At 60.4% G+C, this 22,858-nt stretch carries 18 protein-coding genes; 6 read left to right on the top strand and 12 right to left on the bottom strand.

Annotation, left to right across the window (positions count from 1 at the left end; all coding sequences use genetic code 11):
- The coding region (locus tag FJ398_12470; GenBank protein ID MBM3838753.1) for a hypothetical protein at window positions 1-222 on the bottom strand (222 nt) is incomplete at its 3' end.
- A gap of 183 nt (window positions 223-405) precedes the next feature.
- Here FJ398_12470 and FJ398_12465 point away from each other — a divergent pair.
- Complete coding sequence (locus tag FJ398_12465) at window positions 406-1,653, top strand: LL-diaminopimelate aminotransferase (GenBank protein ID MBM3838752.1); 1,248 nt, start codon at window positions 406-408, stop codon at window positions 1,651-1,653.
- A gap of 6 nt (window positions 1,654-1,659) precedes the next feature.
- Here the strand turns inward: FJ398_12465 and FJ398_12460 are convergent, their stop codons facing one another.
- Together FJ398_12460 and FJ398_12455 are read right to left on the bottom strand one after the other, a co-directional pair.
- Window positions 1,660-1,869, bottom strand: a complete 210-nt coding sequence (locus tag FJ398_12460; GenBank protein MBM3838751.1) for a DUF2007 domain-containing protein — start codon at window positions 1,867-1,869, stop codon at window positions 1,660-1,662.
- A 69-nt stretch (window positions 1,870-1,938) separates the two neighbouring features.
- Window positions 1,939-2,454, bottom strand: a complete 516-nt coding sequence (locus FJ398_12455; protein MBM3838750.1) for a prepilin-type N-terminal cleavage/methylation domain-containing protein — start codon at window positions 2,452-2,454, stop codon at window positions 1,939-1,941.
- A gap of 900 nt (window positions 2,455-3,354) precedes the next feature.
- Between FJ398_12455 and FJ398_12450 the strand changes: the two genes are divergently transcribed.
- On the top strand, window positions 3,355-4,185 hold the full coding sequence (locus FJ398_12450; GenBank protein MBM3838749.1) for a sugar phosphate isomerase/epimerase: 831 nt from the start codon (window positions 3,355-3,357) through the stop codon (window positions 4,183-4,185).
- A 16-nt stretch (window positions 4,186-4,201) separates the two neighbouring features.
- The gene (locus tag FJ398_12445; protein MBM3838748.1) at window positions 4,202-4,537 is read left to right on the top strand and encodes a hypothetical protein; all 336 of its coding nucleotides are present in this window, start codon (window positions 4,202-4,204) and stop codon (window positions 4,535-4,537) included.
- A gap of 116 nt (window positions 4,538-4,653) precedes the next feature.
- On the opposite strand, the gene FJ398_12440 is transcribed toward FJ398_12445, so the two are convergent.
- From FJ398_12440 to FJ398_12425, 4 genes are all read right to left on the bottom strand, one after another.
- A complete protein-coding gene (locus FJ398_12440; GenBank protein ID MBM3838747.1) occupies window positions 4,654-5,079 on the bottom strand; it encodes a hypothetical protein in 426 nt (141 codons plus the stop codon).
- Window positions 5,063-5,656, bottom strand: coding sequence for a hypothetical protein (locus FJ398_12435; protein MBM3838746.1), 594 nt, complete (start codon window positions 5,654-5,656; stop codon window positions 5,063-5,065). Before FJ398_12435 ends, FJ398_12440 begins: the two co-directional genes overlap by 17 nt.
- 190 nt (window positions 5,657-5,846) lie before the next feature.
- On the bottom strand, window positions 5,847-7,229 hold the full coding sequence (locus FJ398_12430; protein MBM3838745.1) for a hypothetical protein: 1,383 nt from the start codon (window positions 7,227-7,229) through the stop codon (window positions 5,847-5,849).
- A gap of 439 nt (window positions 7,230-7,668) precedes the next feature.
- Entirely contained in the window at window positions 7,669-9,090 is a 1,422-nt protein-coding gene (locus FJ398_12425) for a hypothetical protein (protein ID MBM3838744.1), read from the bottom strand.
- 508 nt (window positions 9,091-9,598) lie between these two features.
- Here FJ398_12425 and FJ398_12420 point away from each other — a divergent pair.
- Window positions 9,599-13,078 carry a tetratricopeptide repeat protein gene (locus tag FJ398_12420; GenBank protein MBM3838743.1) on the top strand — a complete coding sequence of 1,160 codons (3,480 nt, stop codon included), beginning with the start codon at window positions 9,599-9,601 and terminating at the stop codon, window positions 13,076-13,078.
- An 84-nt stretch (window positions 13,079-13,162) separates the two neighbouring features.
- Here the strand turns inward: FJ398_12420 and FJ398_12415 are convergent, their stop codons facing one another.
- The 4 genes from FJ398_12415 to FJ398_12400 all read right to left on the bottom strand — a co-directional run bounded on the left by FJ398_12415 (window position 13,163) and on the right by FJ398_12400 (window position 19,955).
- A complete protein-coding gene (locus FJ398_12415) occupies window positions 13,163-16,324 on the bottom strand; it encodes an efflux RND transporter permease subunit (protein ID MBM3838742.1) in 3,162 nt (1,053 codons plus the stop codon).
- Window positions 16,325-16,327: 3 nt separating this feature from the next.
- Window positions 16,328-17,575, bottom strand: a complete 1,248-nt coding sequence (locus FJ398_12410; protein ID MBM3838741.1) for an efflux RND transporter periplasmic adaptor subunit — start codon at window positions 17,573-17,575, stop codon at window positions 16,328-16,330.
- Window positions 17,576-17,578: 3 nt separating this feature from the next.
- Window positions 17,579-18,217, bottom strand: a complete 639-nt coding sequence (locus FJ398_12405; protein MBM3838740.1) for a TetR/AcrR family transcriptional regulator — start codon at window positions 18,215-18,217, stop codon at window positions 17,579-17,581.
- Between the two features lie 181 nt (window positions 18,218-18,398).
- On the bottom strand, window positions 18,399-19,955 hold the full coding sequence (locus FJ398_12400) for an amino acid permease (protein MBM3838739.1): 1,557 nt from the start codon (window positions 19,953-19,955) through the stop codon (window positions 18,399-18,401).
- 546 nt (window positions 19,956-20,501) lie between these two features.
- Between FJ398_12400 and FJ398_12395 the strand changes: the two genes are divergently transcribed.
- Together FJ398_12395 and FJ398_12390 are read left to right on the top strand one after the other, a co-directional pair.
- Complete coding sequence (locus tag FJ398_12395; GenBank protein ID MBM3838738.1) at window positions 20,502-21,710, top strand: TCR/Tet family MFS transporter; 1,209 nt, start codon at window positions 20,502-20,504, stop codon at window positions 21,708-21,710.
- The gene (locus FJ398_12390; protein ID MBM3838737.1) at window positions 21,707-22,198 is read left to right on the top strand and encodes a GNAT family N-acetyltransferase; all 492 of its coding nucleotides are present in this window, start codon (window positions 21,707-21,709) and stop codon (window positions 22,196-22,198) included. The genes FJ398_12395 and FJ398_12390 overlap by 4 nt, the downstream gene beginning before the upstream one ends.
- A 60-nt stretch (window positions 22,199-22,258) precedes the next feature.
- Here the strand turns inward: FJ398_12390 and FJ398_12385 are convergent.
- Window positions 22,259-22,858: hypothetical protein (locus FJ398_12385; GenBank protein MBM3838736.1), on the bottom strand; the 600-nt coding region annotated here is incomplete at its 5' end.

Here is a 22,858-nt window from a genome sequence, read left to right as displayed (position 1 = left end):
CAAAAGACCCGCCGCCCGGAGGGTTTTCGCGCCAAAGGCCGCCTGGCTTCGTTGCTCCTCAGTCGAAGATCCAGGGAGGATATTCTCCTTCGTCGCGCCTCGCCATCCGGCCTTTGGCGCGAAAACAAGACCCCGCGGAATTTTCGGACACGCTCTCAGTCGCAGAGCCCTGGCTATGCTCCTTCGTCGTGCCTCGCCAGAAAGCGAAATCGCCTCCAGCAAAACCGGAATTTATTTTTGCACAGACCCTAAGGAGCGGAGGGGACATGCTTGCCTCCCGCGCGCGCATTCGTTACCGTGCGCGCTTTGAATTTTCGATCAAGTGAGCCGCAGGCAGCCCTCCGGTTCACTCATCGCCGATAACTGACCACTGATCACTGATCACTGATAACTGCTTACTCCTCTATGTCGGACTCCTACATCCAAAACCTTTTCGCCGAACGCATCGGCGGCCGCCAGTACGGCAAATCCACCGCGATCTACAAATTCGCGAAAATCAAGAGCGCCAAGCGCGCCGCGCTTGCCGCTCATCCCGGCGCGGAGATCATCGATATGGGTGTCGGCGAGCCGGACGAAATGGCGTTCCCGGCCACGATTGCCGAACTTCACAAAGAGGCGCTCAAGCCGGAGAATCGCGGTTACGCCGACAACGGCGACGCCCTGCTCAAGACGGCGGCAGCCCGCTATCTGGATCGCATCTGCGGCGTCAAAGACATCGATCCGGAAACCGAAGTCCTCCATTCCATCGGCAGCAAAGCGGCGCTCTCCATCCTGCCGGCGACGCTGATCGACCCGGGCGATTACGTGCTCATGACGACGCCAGGATATCCGGTCTTCGGCACGCACGCGAAGTATTACGGCGGCCTTGTGCATCATTTGCCGCTGACGGACGCGAATCGCTTTTTGCCCGACCTGGATTCGATCCCGCAGGAGGTGTTGCGCAAGGCGAAGGTGCTCGTGCTGAATTATCCGAACAATCCAACCGGCGCGAGCGCCACGCCGGAGTTCTTCGCGAAAGTGGTCGCTTTCGCCACCAAGAACAACCTCGTCGTTATCCACGACGCGGCTTATGCGGCGCTGGTTTTCGAGGGGAAGTCCTTGAGCTTTCTTGCCACACCGGGCGCCAAAGCGGTCGGCATCGAGCTGCATTCCACGAGCAAGAGTTTCAACATGACCGGATGGCGCTGCGGGTTTGTCGCCGGGAATGAATTGCTCCTGAAGGCGTATGGCGACGTGAAAGACAACACGGATTCCGGCCAGTTCCTGGCGATTCAACATGCAGCCGCCTATTGCTTCGATCATCCGGAGATCACGCAACAGATTGCGTTGAAGTATTCGCGCCGCATGGACGCTCTGGTTCAGACGCTCAGGGCGGTGGGCCTGAGCGCGGCCAAGCCGAAGGGATCTTTCTTCCTTTACGTGAAGGCGCCAAAAGCGGCGGTGAAGAAAGACGGCCCGCGCATCGAATTCAAGACCGCCGAAGACGCCTCGCAATGGTTGATCATGGAGAAGCTCATTTCGACCGTGCCGTGGGACGATGCCGGCCCGTATCTGAGATTCAGCGTCACGTTCGTCGCCAAGGATCAGGCGGAGGAGAAGCGCGTGCTGGCCGAAGTGGGGAACCGCCTGAGCGACGTGCGGTTTGAATTTTAGCGATCCCTACAGCTCGGCTTCGCGCTCCGCATAGAATAGCTGATAGGCCCGATCATAATCGGCGTCCGGCACGAACACCTTTGCCTGCCGGTTCAGGTCGCCGTCGTCGGGCTGATCAGGATCGACGAATTCTTGCGTCGCGATGATGCCGTGTTTCTCCAGCATGACGGCCAGCATCTCGGTGTTGATGACCGGGCCGGTGTAGAAGAGCTTCATGCGCTGAGTCTGCACAAACGTAGGGCGGGCATCCTGCCTGCCCAGACAGGCTGGAAGCCTGTCCTACTTTCAAGGGATCGCCAAGAGAAGAATCAACACCACGACGCCAATGACCACGAGTAATTCGACGAGCGTGAATCCGCTTCTGCCTCGGCTATCCACTTCGGGTTTCACGGCATTCAAGGTAGCGCGATTCGGTTGGTCGCCAACCCGGAAGTTAGCATGAGACTGTGCAATCGCTGGCTGGTGGCCTGTTGCACGCTTCCGTCCCCCAACGCCAGATGCCCACGAAACCGGTGCAGGTCCTTGGTCCAACCCAGATTCATGTTGGTGGTGATCTCCAGAACACCTGAGCTGGCGGCGACCCCGTTTGTCGCCAGGTTGCGGTCCCCGACCAGGAGAGAGGCTGGCAACTTCTTGGTGGCGTCGAGGCCCAGGAAATAGCTGAGGTTTCCTGCGCGCAGGCTGGCAAAATCCGTCGCAGCCTTCCGGGTGTCCGACGGGCAAACGAGGAGCGCCGGCGTGCCCAGTTCGACTGAGAGCGCCTGAAAAGACTCGACGACCGAGCGGATTGAAGGGACCGATCCTTCTCCTTGCGAGCCAAGAGGGGCGGGGTGCTTCTGCATCGGGAACGAATTGCTGTTACCCGTGGCGAAAATGCGGAAAGCCAGGCCCATGTTCTTCAGATTGTTCACACAGGTTATGCGCTGCGATTTCTGCTTGAGTTGATAGGTCAAGGGCACCATCAGCAGGAAAAGGAGAGCGACCGTAAAGAGGATGACGACCAGTTCCGTCAGTGTGAATGCCCAATGCCTCTCCTGTTGGAGGGGAAGTTGCATAGTCTCCAGTCCAGCATTATCGGTGCCTCACTTGCTTGAAGCGCAAGCTAACGGCATACCGAGGAAACTCCTTGTTCGTAGTCCCGGCTTTAGCCGGCCCGAGCCGCCTAAAGGCGGGACTACATGCCTTTCTTCGTGTCGTCCAGTCTCGTCACGGTGGACTGGAATGCGCCCTCCTCACGCCGTGAGCGCGAAAACCACTCGCTCGTTGATAAAGCGGTGCTGCGACCTTGACCCTCACCCGTCTTACGGACACCCGCTCCCTGTCAGATGGGTCAGATGGGGAGAGGGAAGGGTGAGCGGGCTGTTTCATAGGAAGTCGCCAGGGTCTCGGAACCATGCACATGGCCCATGAGCCAAAACCATCCGGACCGCAGCCTTCGGGCTGCTTCCGGCCCCGCTCTCGAGTACGGCGTCGAAGCGGCCTAAAGGCCGCGGTCCCGAGGAGACGGTTCATGGGAAGTTTCCTGTTCCTTTCTGACCTGCACTCAGCCCATCAACCCGGCAGGGCAAGTCCGTCCTGGCGAGCCGCTCGACGAGTTTGGAACACCGTCCGACTCCGGCTCGCCGGGGACAGGCTCGCCCAAGGTTCGCCTACCTTGAGGTTCCGTGCTTTTGATTTGGCATCCACGATTTTTCTGCCTGAATACCGCGCATGAAATTCGCCATCTGCAACGAGACCTTCCAGGGTTGGAAGATCGACGACGCGATCGCTTACGTCGCGAAAGCCGGCTACGACGCCATCGAAATCGCGCCTTTCACACTCACCAAATACGTGACGGACGTTCCCGCCGCGGAACGCCAGCGAATCCGCGACACGGCGCTGCGGGCGGGCATTGCGGTCTCCGGCATTCACTGGGTGTTGGTGCAAGCCGAGGGCATGTACGTGACGCACCCAGACAAAGCTGTCCGGGACAGGACGTCCAAATACTTTTGCGACCTGGTCGATTTCTGCGCCGACCTCGGCGGCAGCATCATAGTCGTCGGCTCGCCCAAGCAACGGAACCTCCTGGACGGCGTGTCGTACGAGCAAGCGTGGGATTGGGCCACGGGCGTGTTCCGCGAATCGGTGATGCGGGCGGAGCAACGCACGATCACGATTTGTTTCGAGCCTCTGGCGCCCAGCGAAACCAACTTCATCAACACCGCGGCCGAAGGCATTCGCTTCGTGCAACAACTCAACACGCCGCATTTCACGATTATCCTGGACGTGAAAGCGATGTCTTCGGACTCCAAACCGATTCCCCAGATCATCCGCGAGTCCTGGCCCAATTTTGCCTACTTCCACGCCAACGATAAGAATCTGAAAGGTCCGGGCTTTGGGGACGTAGATTTCAGGCCGATCGCCGCGGCTTTGAAGGAAGTGGGCTACACGGGGTATGTATCCGTGGAGGTGTTCAATTATGACGAAGGCCCCGAAGTCATTGCCACGAAGAGCCTCGAATATTTGAAGAAAGTTTTCGGTCCCTCCTCATGAACCGAGTAGGGCTGCGTTGCCGCGCAGCCGGTTTTCGGTGGGTGCGCTTAGAGCGTGTCCGAAAATTCCGCGGGGTCCTGTTTTCGCGCCAAAGGCCGGATGGCGAGGCGCGACGAAGGAGAATATCCTCCCTGGATCTTCGACTGAGGAGCAACGAAGCCAGAAAGCGAAATCGCCCCAGCCCTCCGGGGCGGGGCGGCGCCTGGCCGGCTGCGGCGTTGCTCGTCGGTCACAGCCCCAAAACGGGGATGCTCCCTCCTCGCGCCTTGCATCCGGCCAGGCGGCGCTCCCGCCAAAACCGGAAGTTATTTTTGCACAGACCCTAAAGGCCACGGTCCGGGAGACCAAGTAGGGCGAGTCCGTCCCGGCAAGCCGCTCGACTGTTCGTGGAACACGTCCGACTCGGCTCGCTGAGGACAGGCTCGCCCTGGCGTCAGGTTCATGAGCAGGCCAGGGACAACTCCACGATCATTGGGAGGCCACTGCGTCCACCACGTTCGTGGCTGCCTTGGCCGCGGCATCGGTGATCTTGGATTGCTGCCCGTAGGCGATGCTGTTCTGCGATCCCGACAAAACCTTGGCCTGGAAAATGAGGTTCGGCGAGAGCACCGGATCTCGTCCTTGCGCAACGATGGCGCGGGGTCCCGTGGCTCGAAGACTGGCCCACACGACTTTGTTCGACTGCGTAGCCGACGGCGTTGTGGCTCGCACCGGGCCGCCAATCATTTCGTAATTCAACGCCGATTCCGGGATCAGTCCAATTTCCAGATCGACCGGCTGCGCCGCATTCTTCATGGGCTTGAGTGTGAACATAGCTTTCACGGTCGAATTGGTTTTGGGCCTGGCAGCGAGAGAAGCGGTCAGGAGCGGCCCGATTTCAAACGAGAGTTTCAAGAAGTCCTCCGGATAGGATGAAATTGGGGTTATGTTTCTTGAACGGCGCAGCCACGGCGGCGTGGATCTTGGGGTTGGTGCGCGTGTCGCCGTAAGCGATGAAGGTGACTTTGTTGGGGCTGGATCCGAAGGTTCGGAATTTTTTTGGCGGTGTTCGCACGCCATCGGTCTCGGCCGAATAAGTATAGGTGGAGCTGGGTCGCAGCCGCGTGAGCGTCATTTCGTAGAGGTAGGCGAAATTCGTCAGCGCGACTTTGGTGACATTGGTTTTGCCCGTGGCCAGGACGTTGGTGACGGAGTTGGTGGTCACGATGGTGAGCGTGCGCGGACTCTCCAGATGCAGGGCGCGGTTCAGCCGGCCATTCAGTCCGTAGTGAAGCGTGCCTGGCTTGTTCGTGGGGGATTCCCACAAGACGGTCATGGTGTCGTCACCGGGAGCCTGCAAATACGGACCTTTCAGGAACGTGCGTTCGAGTTGTTGCGCGTGAACCTCAGCCGACGACGCGGCGAATAATACGAAGGCCAACCAGCAGGCCGTCCCGTCGAATGAGAAACTTCTCTGTATTCGCTCGATCATGATCCCAATTCTTGCCGGTTCGGCGGGCGAACACAAGCCGAAGGTATCCCCTCAGTTAACGACGGTGGGGCGACGCTCCTGCGGAGCCTTTCTTCGATGGCATCGGCTCTGCAGGAGCCTCGCCCCGCCGGAACTGCCTTAACTGAGGGGAGACAGCCGAAGGTGTAATCTGCGCGACGCCCGCGGACACCTACCGCGCCAACTCGTTCAACATCGCGAGGACTTCCTCGACGATCCGTTCGCCCGTCCCGGGCTCGGCGTAGCTGTGGTAGCCGGTCCAGACTTGATAGCCGCCGAGTTTGTGCGCGTCGAGGTCGGGCAGGTAACCGATCCAATCATTCGCCAACTCGGCGACGTAGGTGTGGCGGAATGGCGATCGGTTCTTGATGTCCAGGCCGAGTTTCGTGAAAAACTCGGCGGGGACACCCACGATGGCGATGTCGCCGATGCGCAGGGCTTGCAGCCAGGTTTCGCGTTCCTGGCCGCGTTGCGGCGCCAGCGCCTTGCGCATGTCGCGAAACACTTCGATGACCTTTTCGCCATACGCGCCAACCCATTTCCGGCAGTAGCGCGTGACGGCTTCGTCCTCCTTCGCGTCGTCGAATGGGCGGACTCTGAATTTGAACGGGCGTTTCAGCGCAGCGAGTTGGGGCACGGGCCGAGGCTGGGCCAGCTTCAGCGCGTCCGCGACGGCTTTCTTGATTCGTTCCGTGGATTCGGCGCCGGACAAGCCGAGGTTGTGCGTGGACCCGGACGCGCCTTCGAGGAAACAGAACAGGCCGCCTAATTCAGTTTCCAAATCTTGCGCAGCCAAACCGTAAAAGGACGGCGAGCGTTTGCCCGATTGGCGCGTGCCGATGGTGTGCGTGGAATGATTGAAGATCACGGCCTTCAACTTGTCGGCGGAGTCGCGAAAGGCGAGCACTGGAAGTTCCGGATCGAAAGGCCCGGTGGGCCGGACGAATTGGTCGCGCGGGCCGACCCAATAAATCTGGCCGTCCGAGAGCAATTGCCGGCTATTTTGGCCGACGGTCTTTTCTTCACCGAGCTGGAAGAAGAAGCGGCAATTGTCTTTCGAGAGATTCGCGTGAGCTTCTACCACTGACTTCACCACGGCGCGCTGGACGCGCTGCGCGAAAGTTTTGTCGAGGTTGTATCCGTGCAGCAGAACGGCGCTCGGCGCGTGGTGGGTGTGCGTGGAGTTGATCAGAATGTGCGCGCCGGGAATGCCGGTGGCCTTTTCGATTTCAGCCACCGCCGGATCCAGCCACTCCCGGGTGATCATCAGGATGTCGCAGGCAACGATGGCCAGTTTGGGTTGCCCGGATTTCTCCAGGACGATGGCGGCGGCGCGGAGCTTGCCTTCCTGTCCGCTCACCTTTCCCGGCGTAATGCCGCCCGCGATGACCATGGAATCGTCGGCCTCCAGTTCCACGGCGGCGGTGCCGACTTTCACGCCGTCGGCCGCGGCAGGCGCCGAGGCCGCGCTTTTCTCCAGATCTTGCGGCAAAGAGATTTGGGCTGAGAGTCCCACGGCGACGGTAGCAATCAGGGAAGAGAAGGTCATTCGCATAAGCAGTGCAATGATACAAAGCTAAGGGTCTGTGCAAAAATAAATTCCGGTTTTGCTGGAGGCGATTTCGCTTTCTGGCGAGGCACGACGAAGGAGCATAGCCAGGGCTCTGCGACTGAGGAGAAACGAAGCCAGAAAGCGAAATCGCCCCAGCCCTCCGGGGCGGGGCGGCGCCTGGCCGGCGGCGGCGTTGCTCGTCGGTCACAGCCCCAAAACGGGGATGCTCCCTCCTCGCGCCTTGCATCCGGCCAGGCGGCGCTCCCGCCAAAATCCGAAGTTATTTTTGCACGGACCCTAAGCCGGGCGAAGGTATGCTCGGCTTGCGTCGCGGTTTCGTTGAAGCCCGCGCAATGAATCTATGGATGACGCTGTGGAGTGTAGCCGGCGATGGGAGCGAACGTCAGAAGCAAGCAGTAGGGCAGGCCTCCGGAGAGTGCCCCTATCCTGACGCGGAGATCGTCTTCAAATCCGCGCGTACGGCTTCGTAAGTGGTCGAGTAAGCCAGCACTTCCGGATCCGGCTGGATTTCCCAGCGTTCGCAAGCGGCGCGATAGATTTCCGGCCACCAGTTGCGATGCTGCGTCAGTCCGTCTTCACGCCATTTGGCCCAGTTCATCAGGACGCGCGACCAGCATTCGTCGCCGTAACGCACGGCCTCTTGCGGATTGGTGAACTCCTTCAAATACCAATCGCGTCCGATCTTCGCGTGGAGAACCTCGTCTGCCCAGTCGTAATCCTGGAACAGCGCGGACAGCGGATTCCCGGAGGACTGGCCGACTTCCCATTCGAAGCGCTTGCCGGTTTTCGGCATCAACCCTTGCTCGATGAAGTAGAGCACCGCGTGCCGTTCGATGGGCTTGAGCTGGGTGTTCAACGCGAGCGACCAGGTGAAGTTGATCATGACTTTTCGCCAGTCGATGCCGAGGTTCGCGAAACCCACCTCTCCCATCATGGCATGGCGCGCTTCGTCCCAGAGCTGGCGGCTCATGTCGCGATAGTAAGCCCACGGTTTGTTCGGCGTCTCGACGATGATGCTGGCCATCATCTCCGGCACGTCGATTTCGCGCAGCCGCTTGTAGAACATCATGAGCGTCTTCGGCTGCGGCGGGAATTTGGGATCGTAAAGAAACATCTCGGCGTTCACGCCCATGTTGTAAGGGTCGGGGAAGCGTTCGTCGCGCCTGGGCACGCGGTCGTATTGATACGGCTTGGAGGAATGCCGGCGTTGAATGGGCTTCGCCGCAGGCGTCTGCGTGCCGTCGAGTCCGCCCGCGTCGGCGAGAGAATCGTCGAGCAACTTCAGCCAGGCGTCCAATTGTCCGCACACCTTTGCGTCGATCAAGCAACGGATCGTCTTGGCGCCGAAGTCGAGCATATCACTCAGATCGAGCAACGCAAAACGGCTCAGGCGCACGGAAGGGTGGTCTGCCAGATGGTTTGTGTCTTGCAAATGCCGTTCCAGGGCTTGGCTTAAAGCAGGCAGGGCTTTTTCGTAGAGGCCGAGGACAAGCTCTTCGGTGGAAGGCGCCGCCAGGATCTCGTCAAAGAAAACTTCCAGGTTGGGATGCGGAATTTCTTCCAGGCCGAGCGGCGGCTCGCGCACTTCACCGACGCGTTTGCGCAGGGCCGAGGCCTGTTCTGCGCAAAGGTAGGCGTGCAAGCTGAAGGCCGATTTGAGTTCGTAAATCGGTTCGGCGGTGATCCGGGCGGTGAAGATGTGGTGCAGCCGTTTGAAGGCATAATGATAACGCTTGAGCCGGCGCACGCATTCTTCAACCGAAAGGCCGGGAGTCATGGCGTCCGGCATCGAGCAAACGCCGGCCAGCGGCGGCAGGTTGCGATAGGAGGAGTAGGTTTTCATGGCTTCACTGAACCCTGCCAAATTACCACGGACGATCAAGGGCGACAGAATTTTCTCGGCGGGCTGCGATTAAAGCTGTCGGTGACAAAGTCTTCTCCCTCTCTTCCCGATGGGAGGAGAGGGCTGGGGAGAGGAGGTGCGTCAGATTTCGCTTTTCCAAGAAACCCCTCTCTCCAGATCTCTCCCCTCTCGTTCCTCGCGGGCAGAGAGGAAAGTCAATCGGAGTCGCTGACCGACACTAAATCGCACCCTCTCTCGACGGTGGGGCGACGCTCCTGCGGAGCCTTTCTTCGATGGCATTGGCTCGGCGAGAGCCTCGCCCGACCTTCACGGGATTGCCCATTCTCTGCGATTGATTATAGGGTGGAACTCTGGGATAAGATTCGTCGCAGGGTCGGAAGTTTGGATCCTGTTTCCGAATTACAGCGGAAGAGTTGCTGCAAGTGTCAATGGTCGGCTCGGCGTGCAGGGTTCAAGCAAACCGAGGCGACCTCAAACCACACGGATTATGTATAAGCTCAGAACCGTCGGTCCCCCTTACGAGGTCTTTCTGCTCAAAATCGGCGCTTACCGCCTGGGCAGCGCTTCGGACAGCGAAATGGTGCTGAACGATCCGTCCGTGGCTGCGTACCATTGCGAAATCCTCGTTACCGCGAAGACGATTCAAATTCGCGATCTCAGTCCAAACCACGAGACGTTCATCGATGACGCGCAGGTGCAATCGTCCGAGTTGAAGCCAGGCCAGAAGCTTCGCCTGGGCGGAGTCACGCTGATCATGGAAGCGGCCGCCAATACGGCGGCGGCGGGCGGCGCGTCCGAAGGACCGGCTCGCCTGCGTGCGGCGTCGGTCGCCAAGCGCAGCGTCACGGTCCTCAAGCCGTTCGTCCTGCCCGGCCTGGCACTGCTTGGCCTGGCCAGCATCGTAGCTTTGATCTGGCTTTCGGCCTCTCGGGAAGCGCGCACCAATGCCGACAGCGCCGGCGCGCGCGCCAAGAAGAAGCCCGCCAAAGAAATCTCCGCCGAAACCAAACCGGACGAGGCCGAGCCGGGGCCGGACACCGAAACGGGCAAGGCGGCGGCTTCCGCCAAGCCCGGCCTCGCGAAACCGTCGAAACCCGGGGCCAGAAAACCGCCGGCGCCGTTCAATCCGAACGACACGAAAGCGCCCCCGGAACTGGATGTCCAGGCCGCCGAGGCGCACCTCGGCAAGCGCGAATTCGCCCGCGCCGAGCCGCTGCTGCAACGGGCGTTGCGCAATCAGATCAGCACGCTTGGGCCGGAGCACCCGGAGGTCACCAAAACGATTGGCACACTCGGACAGGCCTACGAAGGCGCGCGCCAGTTCGACAAAGCGGAACCGTGCTTCCAGCAAGTGGTAAAGGCGGCCGAGAAAACACGCGGCCCGGAGCATCCCGAGACCGCGGCTGCGCTCAACGATCTGGGCGAAATGTACCTGGAAGCCAATCAGCCTGCCAAAGCCGCCCCGGCGCTGGATCGCGCCCTGAAGATCCGGGAGAAGGCGGTGGGGCCGGACCATCCGGATGTCGGAGCCAGCTTGACCAATCTGGCGGCCATGAATCGCACGCAAGGTGAATTCGCCAAAGCCAAACCCCTTCTGGAGCGCGCGCTCAAAAACTTTGAGAAAAACCAGGGCACAAATAGTCCCGCGGTGGGCCAGTGCCTTGACGAGCTTGGTGAGATCAACCAGGCGCTCGGTGACGACGCGCAGGCCGAGCGTCTCCTGGAGCAATCCCTGAAACTGAAAGAACAGAACTCGTCTCCGGACGATCCATCGCTGGAATCGTCGTTGAACAAACTCGCGGCCCTTCATGAAGCCAAAGGCGATTACGCCAAAGCCGAGGCGCTGTATCAGCGCGCCTTGAAGAATGCCGAGAAAGCTTTCGGACCGGACAGTCCGAAAACCAAGCCCGGCCTGAACCACCTGGCCAATCTCTATCGAAAAATGGGCCAACCGGAGAAGGCGGAGCCGCTCGCCCAGCGTGCCGAGAAAATCGCGGAAAAATCATTTGGACCGGACCATCCCGAAACAGCCGGGAGCCTGAACGAACTGGCCAAGGCGCAACAAGCGCTGGCCGATTCCGCGAAAGCCGAGCCGTCGTTTCAGCGTGCCTCGAACATCCTGGCGAAGGCGCTGGGTCCGGAGCATCCGAGTTCCGTGAAGAACCTCGAGGACCTTGCCTCACTCAACGTTTGCGAAGGAGATCAGGCGCGCGGCCCGCAACTCGCCGGCCAGGCGGTCCGGGCCAAACTCAAACTTCTCTCCACGGTGCTCGCTTACGGCAGCACGCAGCAACGGCTCGCTTACGCCGATCTGGTCAATCCGTACAGTCTGGCGGTTTCAGCCAATGCGCCCGCCGAGCTCGCCCTGACGATCCTGCGTTTCAAAGGCGTGATTCTGGACTCGCTCCTCGAGGATCGATTGATCGAGCGCGCCGGCCTCGATCCGAAGGATCAGGCCATGATTCAAGAACTCCTTTCGACCAAGCAACAATTGGCGGAGCTGCTGTTTGACGTCCCCGGTGAATCTAAGGCAAAGCCGCGCGAACAACGCGAGATCGAAAAGAACCGCCTGGCCCGCGATGTCGAAGTGCTCGAAGGCGTTCTCGCGCACCGCGTGCCCGGACTGGGACGCGTCCGGAACACCGCAAACCTGACCGTGGCCCACGTCCAGAACGCGATTCCGCCTCAGGCCGCCTTGATCGAGTTGATCCGTTACTTCAAGTGCATCAGCGCCGACAAATGGCAACCTTGCTACGGCGCAGTCGTCATGACCGCCACAGGGAACCCGGCCTGGGTGGCGTTGGGCAACGCCGAAGAGTCCGACCGCGAGGTTGACCGCTATCAGCGAGCCCTCCGCGGAGCGCAAAATACGGGCAGGGAAATCGCGCCGTTGCTTCAGGCATTATCGAAACAAATCTGGATGCCGATCGCAGCCGCGCTGCCTGCAGACACAAAAGCGCTCCTCATCAGCCCCGACGGCGCCTTGAGCGCCGTTTCCTTCGCCATGCTGCTGGCGGCGGACGATCATTTTCTCGGTGAGAAATATTCGGTCCGTTATGTGGCCAGCGGCCGTGATTTGCTGGCGGAACGGAAATCCGGCCGCAGCAACCAGGCTTTCGTCTTCTGCAATCCCGATTTCACCGCCGAAGGATTGAATGCGCTGGGGAATGCAGAAAGCAGCCCGATCCAGTTTGTGGACCGGCAGGACATCGGACGATTGCCGTTGCCGCCACTGCCCGGAACGTTGAAGGAAGCCGAACGGGTGGAAGCGCAATTGAAGATTCTCAAACTGGCCGTCCGCGTCGTGGGCGGCGCCGGGGCGAGCGAGGCGCAACTGGCCGCGGTTCAATCGCCCCGGGTTCTTCACCTGGCTACGCATGGCTTCGCCTTGCCTGGCCACACGACCACGGTGGCGCCGAGTGTGGCTGCGCTCGCTCGCGGCGACAGCGACCGCTCCGGCGCCATTTCGGATGCAGCTCCGCCGGCATCGGCCTCCCTCCCAGCGGCGCTGAGAAACCCGGTTCACCGGGGAGGCGTGGTGATGGCCGGCGCTCGGGCGACGTTGAAATCCTGGGAGCGCGGCGAATTGCCGCATCCGATTCACGACGGAATCCTGACTGCGGACGAAGCCGCGTTGCTGAAGCTGCAAGGAACGGAACTCGTCGTGTTATCCGCGTGCGATGCGCGAGTGGGCGCGACGGCTTCCGGCGAAGAGGTGCTGGCCTTGCGCCGTGGTTTCGTGCAAGCGGGCGCGGAGAATCTGCTGATGACGCTGTGGCCGGTGGAAGACGGGGCAAGGAACGAGTGGCTGGGAACTTTTTACGAACGATTTCAGCAAACGGGCAGCGTTGCGCAGGCCTTCGCCGAAGTGCAGCGCGAGTCGCTGGTCAAGCTGCGGAAGGAACAGAACCTCGAAGCCGCCGCGCGCATTGCCGGTTCGTTCGTCTTGAGTGTGCACGGACCTTAAGTGAAATACGATGACGTTCGTCGTCTTTTATGTCAAATATCCAAGAGCCAATATCCAAAGCAACAGCCAAGAGAAGTTGAAAGTTCACTGCGCCGAAAAACCCGGAGCCGCATCCACAGGATCGAGTGCCGCCTTCGCTCCTTTGCGGTGGAGCTTCTCGGCCAGGTCGCTGAAGAGCGTGTACACGACCGGGATGATCAACAGGGTCAAAAAGGTGCTGGTCATCATGCCGCCAACCACCGCAACGCCCATGGGCCGCCGACTCTCCGCACCCGACCCGAACCCAATCGCAATCGGCAAAATGCCCGCGACGGTGGAGAACGCCGTCATCAGAATAGGCCGCAACCGAACCACACCGGCACGGATCATCGCCTCGTGCGAGTCGATGCCTTTGGCGCGTTGCTGGTTGGCGTACTCGACGAGCAGGATCGAGTTCTTCGTCACCAATCCGATCAAAAGCACGAGCCCGACCTGGCTGAACAGATTCATGTTCATCGCCGGGATGGGTGGATAAAGCCCCATCTTTCCGCCGAAATCGATGAGCCACAGCAAGCCGAACGCGCCGACGCCCGCCAGCGGCAGCGCCAGCATGACCGTCAGCGGATGAATCAAGCTCTCGAATTGCGCCGCCAGCGTCATGTACACAATGATCATCGCCAGTCCCAGGACCCACCAGATTTCGGTGCTGGCGTCGTTCAGGCTTTTGGCGTCGCCGCCCCAGGCGTAAAGGGTTCCCGGCGGCAGCTCCTGCGCGAGCATGGCATCGACTTCCTTCACGACAGTTCCGATCGGCACGGTGCCCGGCGAAGCTGTGATGCTCGCGCTGCGCAAACGTCCGTAGTGACTGATCGAATTGGGAGCCGCGCCCTGGGTGCGGGTCACGAGGCTGCTCAATTGGATCAACTCCCCTTTGTCGTTTCGGACGAAAATCTTGTCCAGGTCTTGCGGGGTCAGGCGCGATTGACGTTCCAGTTGCGCCATCACGTAATATTCTTTGCCGCCGATCTTGAGCCGGCTCAAGTCAAGCCCGCCGAAGAGGATTTGCATCGTGCGCGAAATATCTTCGATGCTCACGCCCAGCAACGCCGCGCGGCTGCGGTCAATGCTCACGCGAAGCTCTGGCTTGTTCACCTCGAAGGTGACATTCACGCTCCGAAGCTTGTTCATGCCGCGAATCTTGTTCGCCACCTCCTGGGCGGTCGTGTTGAGCGCGTCGAGATCCTGGTTTTGCAGGATCAATTCGAACGGAGATTCGCGAAAGCTCACTTCGATGGCTTTGGGCAACTGGACAATCGCCAACCCGCCTTCCACCTCGTTGAAGAACCTCTGCATCACGCCGCCCGGTCCGTAAACGATCTGCTGCGCCGAGCGCTCGCGCTCCTTCCGATCTTTGAGCGTCACGAACACAATTCCGAAATTCGCCTCTCCAGGCCCCCGGAAACCCGGGGCAACCATCGCGCCGTAGCGGGCTACTTCGGGCACCTCGGAGACGATCCGTTCAGCCTTCTGCAACTGGCGGTCGGTGAATTCACTCGTCGAGCCATTCGGGGTGATCACCATGCAAAACATGCGGCTCTTGTCCTCTTGCGGAAGGAAATCCTGCTCCAGGCCAAAATAAGCCGCCACGGTGAGTCCGAACGATCCGAGCGCGACCAGCGTCACGAAAAACCGGTGCCGGAGCGACCACTTCAGGGCGCGCCCGTAAGTGTTCGCAAACCAATCGAAGCTGCGCTCGAAGAAGTTGAAGAGCGGGCCGTGCTTCACGCCTTCAAGCGATTTGAGCACGCGGGCGGACATGGCGGGCGAGAGCGTCAGCGCCACGAACGCCGAGATGATCACCGACCCGGCGACGGCGACGGCAAACTCGATAAACAGCCGCCCGGTCGTGCTCTTCTGAAACGCCAGCGGCGCAAACACCGCCACAAGCGAAATCGTGATCGCGATGACGGCGAAGCTGATTTCTTCCATCGCTTTGAACGCCGCTTGCATGGGCGGCATCCCTTCCTCGATGTGCCGGTAAATCGCTTCCAGCACCACGATGGCGTCATCGACCACGATGCCGATGCTCAGCACCAGCGCCAGCATGGTCAGGATGTTTACCGAGAAACCAAACGCGTAAAGGATCGCAAAGGTGCCGACAATCGACACCGGAATCGCCACCGCCGGGATGATCGTCGAGCGAATGTTTCGCAGAAACACGAAAATGATCAACACCACCAACCCGAAGGCAATCGCCAGCGTGTCCCAAACTTCGATGATGGCCCGCTCCACAAACACGCTGGAGTCGTATCCCACCCCCAGGTCGCACCCTTGCGGCAGCGTAGGCCGGATGGCTTCGATTTCTGCCTTGACCGCTTTGGCCACGGCCACCGTGTTGGCCTTGGCTTGCTTGATCACCCCCAGCCAGACGCACGGTTTGCCCGCGGCGCGCGCGATGGTGCGATAATCCTCCGAGCCTTCCTCCGCGTTGCCGATGTCGCGCAGGCGGACGAGCGACGTGCCATCGCTCCGGATGACCAGATCATTGAATTCCTCGGCGGTCTTCATTTCACCGCGCGTCTGGATGGTCATTTCGCGGTCGAGATTCTCCACGCGGCCGCTGGGCAACTCGATGTTTTGCTGGCGTAGCGCGCGCTGGACGTCGAGCACGGTGACGTGACGCCCAGCCATTTTCTCGGAATCCAGCCATAGCCGCATCGCGAAGCGCTTTTCGCCGCCGATCATCACGGAAGAGACGCCCGAAATGCCCTGGAACCGCGGCTTGATTTGCTGTTCGGCCAGCGTCGTGAGTTCCCGGGGCGAATACCGGTCACTGTTCAACGAACTCCAGATAATCGGCATGGCGTCGGAATCCTGCTTGGCAATGATCGGTTCGCGAATGTCCAGCGGCAACTGGCCCCGGACGCGCGACACTCGGTCGCGCACATCCTGGGCCGCGATGTCGATGTCACGCGAAAGGTCGAACTCGATGGAGATATTGCTGACGCCTTCCCGGCTTTCGCTGCGCAGCGTCTTGATGCCTTCGATGTTGTTGACGGCCTCTTCGAGACGCTCGGTGACTTCGGTTTCGACCACGCGCGCGTTCGCACCGGGATACACGGTCGTGATGGAGATGATGGGCGGATCGATATCGGGCAGTTCGCGCACGGGCAGGCGCGTCAGGCCAATCAGTCCGAAGAGAATCAGCACGAGATTCATCATGCTGGCCAGGATCGGACGTTGGATGGAAACGCGGGATAGGATCATAGCTTACCCCTGTGTGTACGGTGCGGCCGACTCCGCCGGCGCCAACGTCACGGGCGCGCCCGGCCGCAACTTTTGCACGCCTTCCACAACGACTTTTTCGCCCGCACTCAATCCCTTGGTGATCTCGGCTTTGCCGGGCAGGCGCAGGCCGACTGCAACCGGACGAACCTGAGCCGTGTTGTTCGCGTCCACGACGAACACCATGAAATTGTCGCCGTTGCTCATCAGCGCGGGGTCGGGAATGACGATGGCGGACTCGCGCAACTGCAGCGTGAGTTCCAGGCTCGCGAGCATGCCGCCCCGGAGCTTGCCGCTGGCATTCGGGATCTTCGCTTTCACCAGTGCGAAACGCGTGTCCTGGTCGATCTGCGGCGATATGAAATACACTTCGCCTTTGAATTTCTCGCCTGGAAACGCCGCGACCGAGAATTCCATCGTCTGGCCGATTTCCAATTGGCGCAGGTATTTCTCAGGCACCTTGACTTCGACTTTGACCGTGTCCAGATCCACGAGCCAGGTCAGCGTCGTGTTTCGGCTGATCACCTGGCCCGGACTAATTTGCCGGGCGCCGACAATGCCGCTGAACGGCGCATGGACTCGCGCGTCTTGAAGCTGGCGTCGCTTGAGATCGACTGCGGCCTGGTTGACGGCGAAGGTCGAAGCCGACTGGTCGAAGTCCTGCTGCGAGATCAATTTGTCCTGGAAGAGCTGCCTGGCGCGATCGTAGTTCGCCTGGCTGAGTTTGAGGTTGGCTTCGGCTTCCGCGAGACTGGAGGCGAACTTGGATTCGTCGAGCTTCACCAGCAAATGGCCCTTGGCTACTTTCTGGCCTTCGGCAAAATTGATCTCCTGCACGATGCCGTCGGTCTCCGCTTTGATCTCCACCATTTCATTGGCCATGATCGTGCCGGGCAACGAGAGCGTCTCGGAGACAGCCTGAAGTTTCGCCTCGACCGCGATTACGCGCACCGGAGGCGGACCCTGTGTCTGACTGCCCGCCGCCTTTGGCTTGCAGCCGGTCTGAAGAAGCGAACTCACCAGCAATCCCACGAGCAGCAGCGCGGGAAGGCGTTTGCTGAGCTTCGCTGGAGAAGCGTCGGTCGAGGTGCGACTTAAAGTGGCGGTCAGCGGCTCCGATTGACTTCCCTCTCTCCCCGCGAGGAACGAGGGGGGAGCGAGTTGGAGAGAGGGGTTTCTTGGAACCGATTTGACGCAGTAGCGCTGTAACGCTGTAACGGTTTGCTGTGTCATGACTCAGATTTTCCTTGGCGCGCGATTTCCCCAGGCCCACTTCCTGACTTCACGTTTGCCTCCGGCGCCTTCGAGAAACAGTTTGACGATCTGTTCAGCGGTCCGACGGGTCAAGGCGTGGTCCGGTCGGAAGAATTGGCCCATGACGTACATATTGATCAGGCCGTAAATCGACATGGTAAGTTCTTTGCTCGTGAATCGCCGGTTCACGACGCCCTCGGCCAGACCTTGCTTGATCAGCGATTGGATGAACTCGAAATTGCGAACGCATTTGTCCAGATACCGGATTTCCGCCGGGATTTCTCCGGGCGCCGCGAACGCCGTGGAGAACGCGAGCCGGATCAGTTCGCGGTGTTCCTTCAGAAACTCAAAGAGCGCCGTGATCACCTCGACCAGTTTGTTCGGCAGGGATGCGCAGCGGGCGGCCGCCTCCCGCATCAATCGGAACCGCTCGTCGTGCGCATAATCGAGCAGCGCCTGGTACAGCCCGGCCTTGTTCGGGAAATAGTAATACAGCGTTGCCTTGGTCACGGCCGCGGCATCGACAATGTCCTGCACCGACGTCCCGGCGTAGCCGCACTCGGCGAACTTCGCCAGGGCGGCGCGCAAAACCTGGTCTCGAGTGACGGGGTTCGTCTTCACAAAGCTACCGAACGGTAGGTAAGCGGGCCAGGGCCGTCAAATGCTATGAGTGTCGGACGAGTAACCCCTCAGTTCACGACGGTGGAGCGACGCTCCCGCGGAGCTTTTCTTCGATGGCATTGGCTCGGCACGAGCCTCGCCCCGCCTTAACTACCTTAACTGAGGGTTACTCGGACGAAGCTCAGGAAGCTCCAGTGGAAGGTTCGGCTTGGGCCAGCTTGCTCCTCTTGGCGCCGTACACAAAGTAGATGACCAGACCAATCGCGAACCAGATCGCCAGCCGTATCCAGGTGGTCAACGGCAGGCTCAACATCAGCGCCAGCGACGAAATCGCCCCCATCGGCGCCACAAACCAGATCGCCGGCGTCTTGAACTTCCTCGGCAAATCCGGTTCGCGCACGCGCAGCACCAGCACCCCCACAGAAACAATCACAAAGGCCAGCAGCGTCCCGATGTTGCAGAGGTTCCCGGCATCCCGCACGGTGACCGACCCCGCGCAAACAGCCACGACGACGCCGGTGACGATGGTGATTTTCCACGGCGTCTTGAACCGCGGATGAACCTGGCTGACGAAGTCGGGCAACAGACCGTCCCGCGACATCGACCAAAACACGCGCGTTTGGCCAAGCATCATGACCAGGATCACAGACGACAACCCCGCGATGGCGCCCAGCTTGATGACGCCAGCCATCCAGCCCATCCCTGCCCGGTCGGCCGCTTTCGCGATCGGCTCCGGCACGTCCAGTTCCTGGTAGGGAACGACGCCGGTGGCGATACCAGAGACGATGATGTAAAGAACGGTGCAAATGAGAAGGGAACCGATGATCCCGATGGGCATGTCGCGCTGAGGATTCTTCGCTTCCTGCGCGGCGGTGCTCACAGCATCGAAGCCAATGTAGGCAAAGAAGACCAAACTGGCGCCGCGCATGACGCCGGACCAGCCGAACTCCCCGTAGTTGCCTGTGTTCTGCGGAATGAAGGGCTGCCAGTTGGCGAGGTTGATCGCACTGGCCGCGCCCGCGATGAACAACAACACCACGGCCAGCTTCACAAGGACGATAATGTTGTTGAAACCCGCCGACTCCTTGATGCCGACCACGAGCAACGTCGTGACGATGGCGACGATCACGACCGCAGGGAGATTGAAAACCGCAGTCACGTTTTGCAGCGTCGTCGGGTCCGTTCCGGCCGCGCTGATCTGACCCGCGAGATGCGCCGAAAGTGTCTGCCAGCCGGGCGACACCTTCAGGCTCGCGGCGAGCGCTTCCGGGAGATTAATGAGCGGAACGCCCCGGGCGGCGGAAAGTTCGGGAGGAATGATAATCCCGAAATCTCTGAAAAACGAAACCACGTAGCCCGACCAGCCGACAGACACAGCAATGGCCCCAACCGCGTATTCCAGCACCAGGTCCCAACCAATGATCCAGGCGAACAACTCGCCCAACGTCACATAGCCATAGGTGTAAGCGCTGCCGGACATCGGGACGAGCGAGGCAAATTCCGAATAGCACAGCGCCGCGAACGCCGAAGCAATCCCCGCCAGGACGAACGACAAAACGACCGCTGGGCCGGAATTCTGCGCGGCGGCTGTCCCAGTCAGCACGAAGATTCCGGTGCCGATGATGGCGCCGATACCCAGCGCGGTCAGATTCAAAGGGCCCAACGCGCGCTTCAGGCTCTGGTCCGTCAGCGCCTCGGCTTGCAGATCGGTGACACTTTTGCGACGAAATAAGTTCATGGGTTCCTTCTCTAGGGATGATCAAACATCCGCCGAGTCCGCGAAGCAGCAGGCTTGGCTGCACACGCGGCTTGTATTCGCCTCCCGCGAGCTAAACATCGTGAGGCTGACCGAGGAGAAACGGTCGGAGAGCTTCACGCGGATCGTTGGATCGGGAGTTCGGTTTATGGACTGGCTTAATTAACGACCCGACCTGCGAAGTCAAGAAATCTCCGCTGGATTGACACCCGCGGTTTGAACTCCTAGGTTTTGCCTATGAAATCTGGCGTTGGCTTGTCCATCCTGCAATCTGCACAAAGCCGATCGAACCGCGGTCGTTGATCCTGTGAGCGGCAAGTCGGTGCCCTTGTATCCCCCGGTCCGCCAACGCTGGTCAATTCACTTTCGGTTTATGGGTTCTCAAATCAGGCTTGACTCCTATCGGTCGGGCGACGGTCGGGGCCTTGGCTATGAACGAAGCGCGGCGCCAGCGGATACGTGCCGCGGAAGCGAAATTCGGCCTTTTTCCTCCGAGCGCCTATACATAAATCGCCATTTGCTTTCGAAATGAAGAAACCGTCGTTGTTGATTATCTTTTTCAGCGTCTTCATCGACCTGATCGGCTTCGGCATCGTCCTGCCGCTCTTGCCGCTTTACAGCAAGCAATTCGGCGCCAGCGGCCCGGTCATCGGGGCGATCATTGCCTCGTTTTCGCTGATGCAATTCCTGTTCGCGCCTGCGTGGGGCCGGCTCTCCGACCGGATTGGGCGGCGCCCCGTGATTCTCATCAGCAACGCCGGGTCGGCGATTTCCTACGCCTTGTTCGCCATCGCTTCGACGCGCACGGGAGACGCGGCGCTGTGGCTGTTGCTCGCCTCGCGGGTGTTTGCGGGCATTTGTGGCGCGAATCTGTCCGTCGCCAATGCGTATATCGCGGACATCACACCGCCGGACAAGCGAACGCAAAAGATGGGGTTGATCGGAATGGCGTTCGGGCTGGGATTCATCTTCGGACCGGCGCTCGGCGCGTTCAGCTATCACCAATTCGGGCTGGCCGGACCGGGCTGGACGGCCTCGATTTTTTGCGGCGTGAATTTTTTGCTGGGCTGCTGCGTGCTCGCGGAAAGCTGGAAACCCAACTCCGAACACGTCCCGCGGCGCCCCGGTCTCGCGCAATGGACCCAGACTTTCCGCCGGCCCACGGTCGGATTCGTGATCGGGACATACTTTCTGGCGACTTTTTGCTTTGCCTGTTTCGAGAGCACGTTCAGCTTGCTCGTGAAGGAACAATTCCACCTGGACGAACGCCACGCCGGGTATCTGTTCACGTATTGCGGCCTGCTCGGCGCCTTTCTTCAGGGGGGCGGGCTGGGATGGCTGAATCGCCGCCTGGGCGAGCAACGCCTGATCGCCGGGAGCTTGATCGTGGTCGCCGTGAGCCTGGCTTTGTTGCCGACGGTAAGCACGATTACGGCGCTGCTCTTGTGCCTGGCGCTGTTCGCGGTGGGCTCCGGCATTAATCGCCCGCCGACGTTTGGGCTGATTTCGCTGCGCACACCGCCGCAGGAACAAGGAGCGACGCTGGGGGTGACCCAAAGCGCGGCCAGCCTGGCGCGCATCATCGGCCCGATTTTTGCCAACGCGTTATACGCGGCACGCCCTTCCCTGCCTTACCTCGTCTGCGCCGCCGTCGCGCTGATCACCGGGTTGGTTGCGTGGACTTATTTGTGCCGCCAGTCCCAGGAAATCCTCGGCGCGGATGTGCAAGCGGGATGAACGCCGTCACCACAACCTACCTCGAGATGCGCTCGCCGGACGAACTGCTCCCGAAGCGCCTCGCGGATGAGCGATTCTGGATCGGAGAGGCGACCGTGCCGCAATGGCAGTTCAATCGTTTTCTTTATTTGACAGTCGGCGCGCCCTGGGCGTGGACCGACAAACGCGATTGGTCGGGAGAACAGTGGCGCGGTCACGTCGAATCGGGACGGCTCCGCACCTTCGTGGGCTACTACGACGGGTCCCCGGCCGGTTATCACGAACTGCGGCAGGACGATGGCGACGGCGTGGAGATCGCCTATTTCGGACTCCTTCCCGCGTTCATCGGCCGCGGCTTCGGCGGCGCCCTGCTCACGCACGCCCTCGATGAAGCCTGGCGCATGGAGCCAACCCGAGTCTGGGTCCACACCTGCACGCTCGACCACCCCGCGGCACTCGCCAATTACCAGGCGCGGGGGATGAAGATCTACCGCGTAGAGACCCAATAGCCTCAAATCCCCGCGAACCCAATCAAAAAGTCCGCGCAAAAGGTATGTCCCGTACGGGACTTACTGATCAGACGTGGGATAGAAGTTTGGGATTAACTCGCTTGATCCGGCTTGGTGGGGGACGTCTGATGACCGCCGGAATGGATGGTCGCGAACAGTTGGGAGAAATCGTCTTTCGTCACGTACGCTTCCGCACCCAGGCTTGCCGCCTCGGTTCGCAGGCCGGAGATTTCCGGACTGATGTAGTGGCGATTGTCTGCGGCCAGGTCGATCGCCGCGAGGATGCCTTCCGATCTCGTCAGCGACGCGGATGGCCGAGGATGAAGAAACGTTTTGCAGCAAGAACTGCAACGCCCGCGTGGCGGCGGTTTCGTTCCAGAGGCCGTCAGCGTTCGCGGCTTTCACATGGAAACGATAGCCGCCGGAAGGAACTCCCGTGTAATACGCCACCCGCCGCGCGCCGGCTTCCTGCCAGGTGTCTTCGTAACCTCGACTTCGTTCCGAGCTGCTCAACTGGAAATCAAGTCGGACCTCCCGTTCTGAGGACGCCAAACGGAAAAGAATGCTTTCCGTCAGGGATTTCTTTTCCCTATTGAGGTAGAAGGCTCTGCTCACCGCGAAGTTGCGGACACCGAACTTGACGTGGTCAAACATCTGTTC

The sequence above is a fragment of the Verrucomicrobiota bacterium genome, assembly GCA_016871535.1.
Taxonomy (GTDB): Bacteria; Verrucomicrobiota; Verrucomicrobiia; order Limisphaerales; family SIBE01; genus VHCZ01.
The sequence above is the reverse complement of the archived record's forward strand: the minus strand, read 5'-3'. Positions and strand labels throughout refer to the sequence as shown.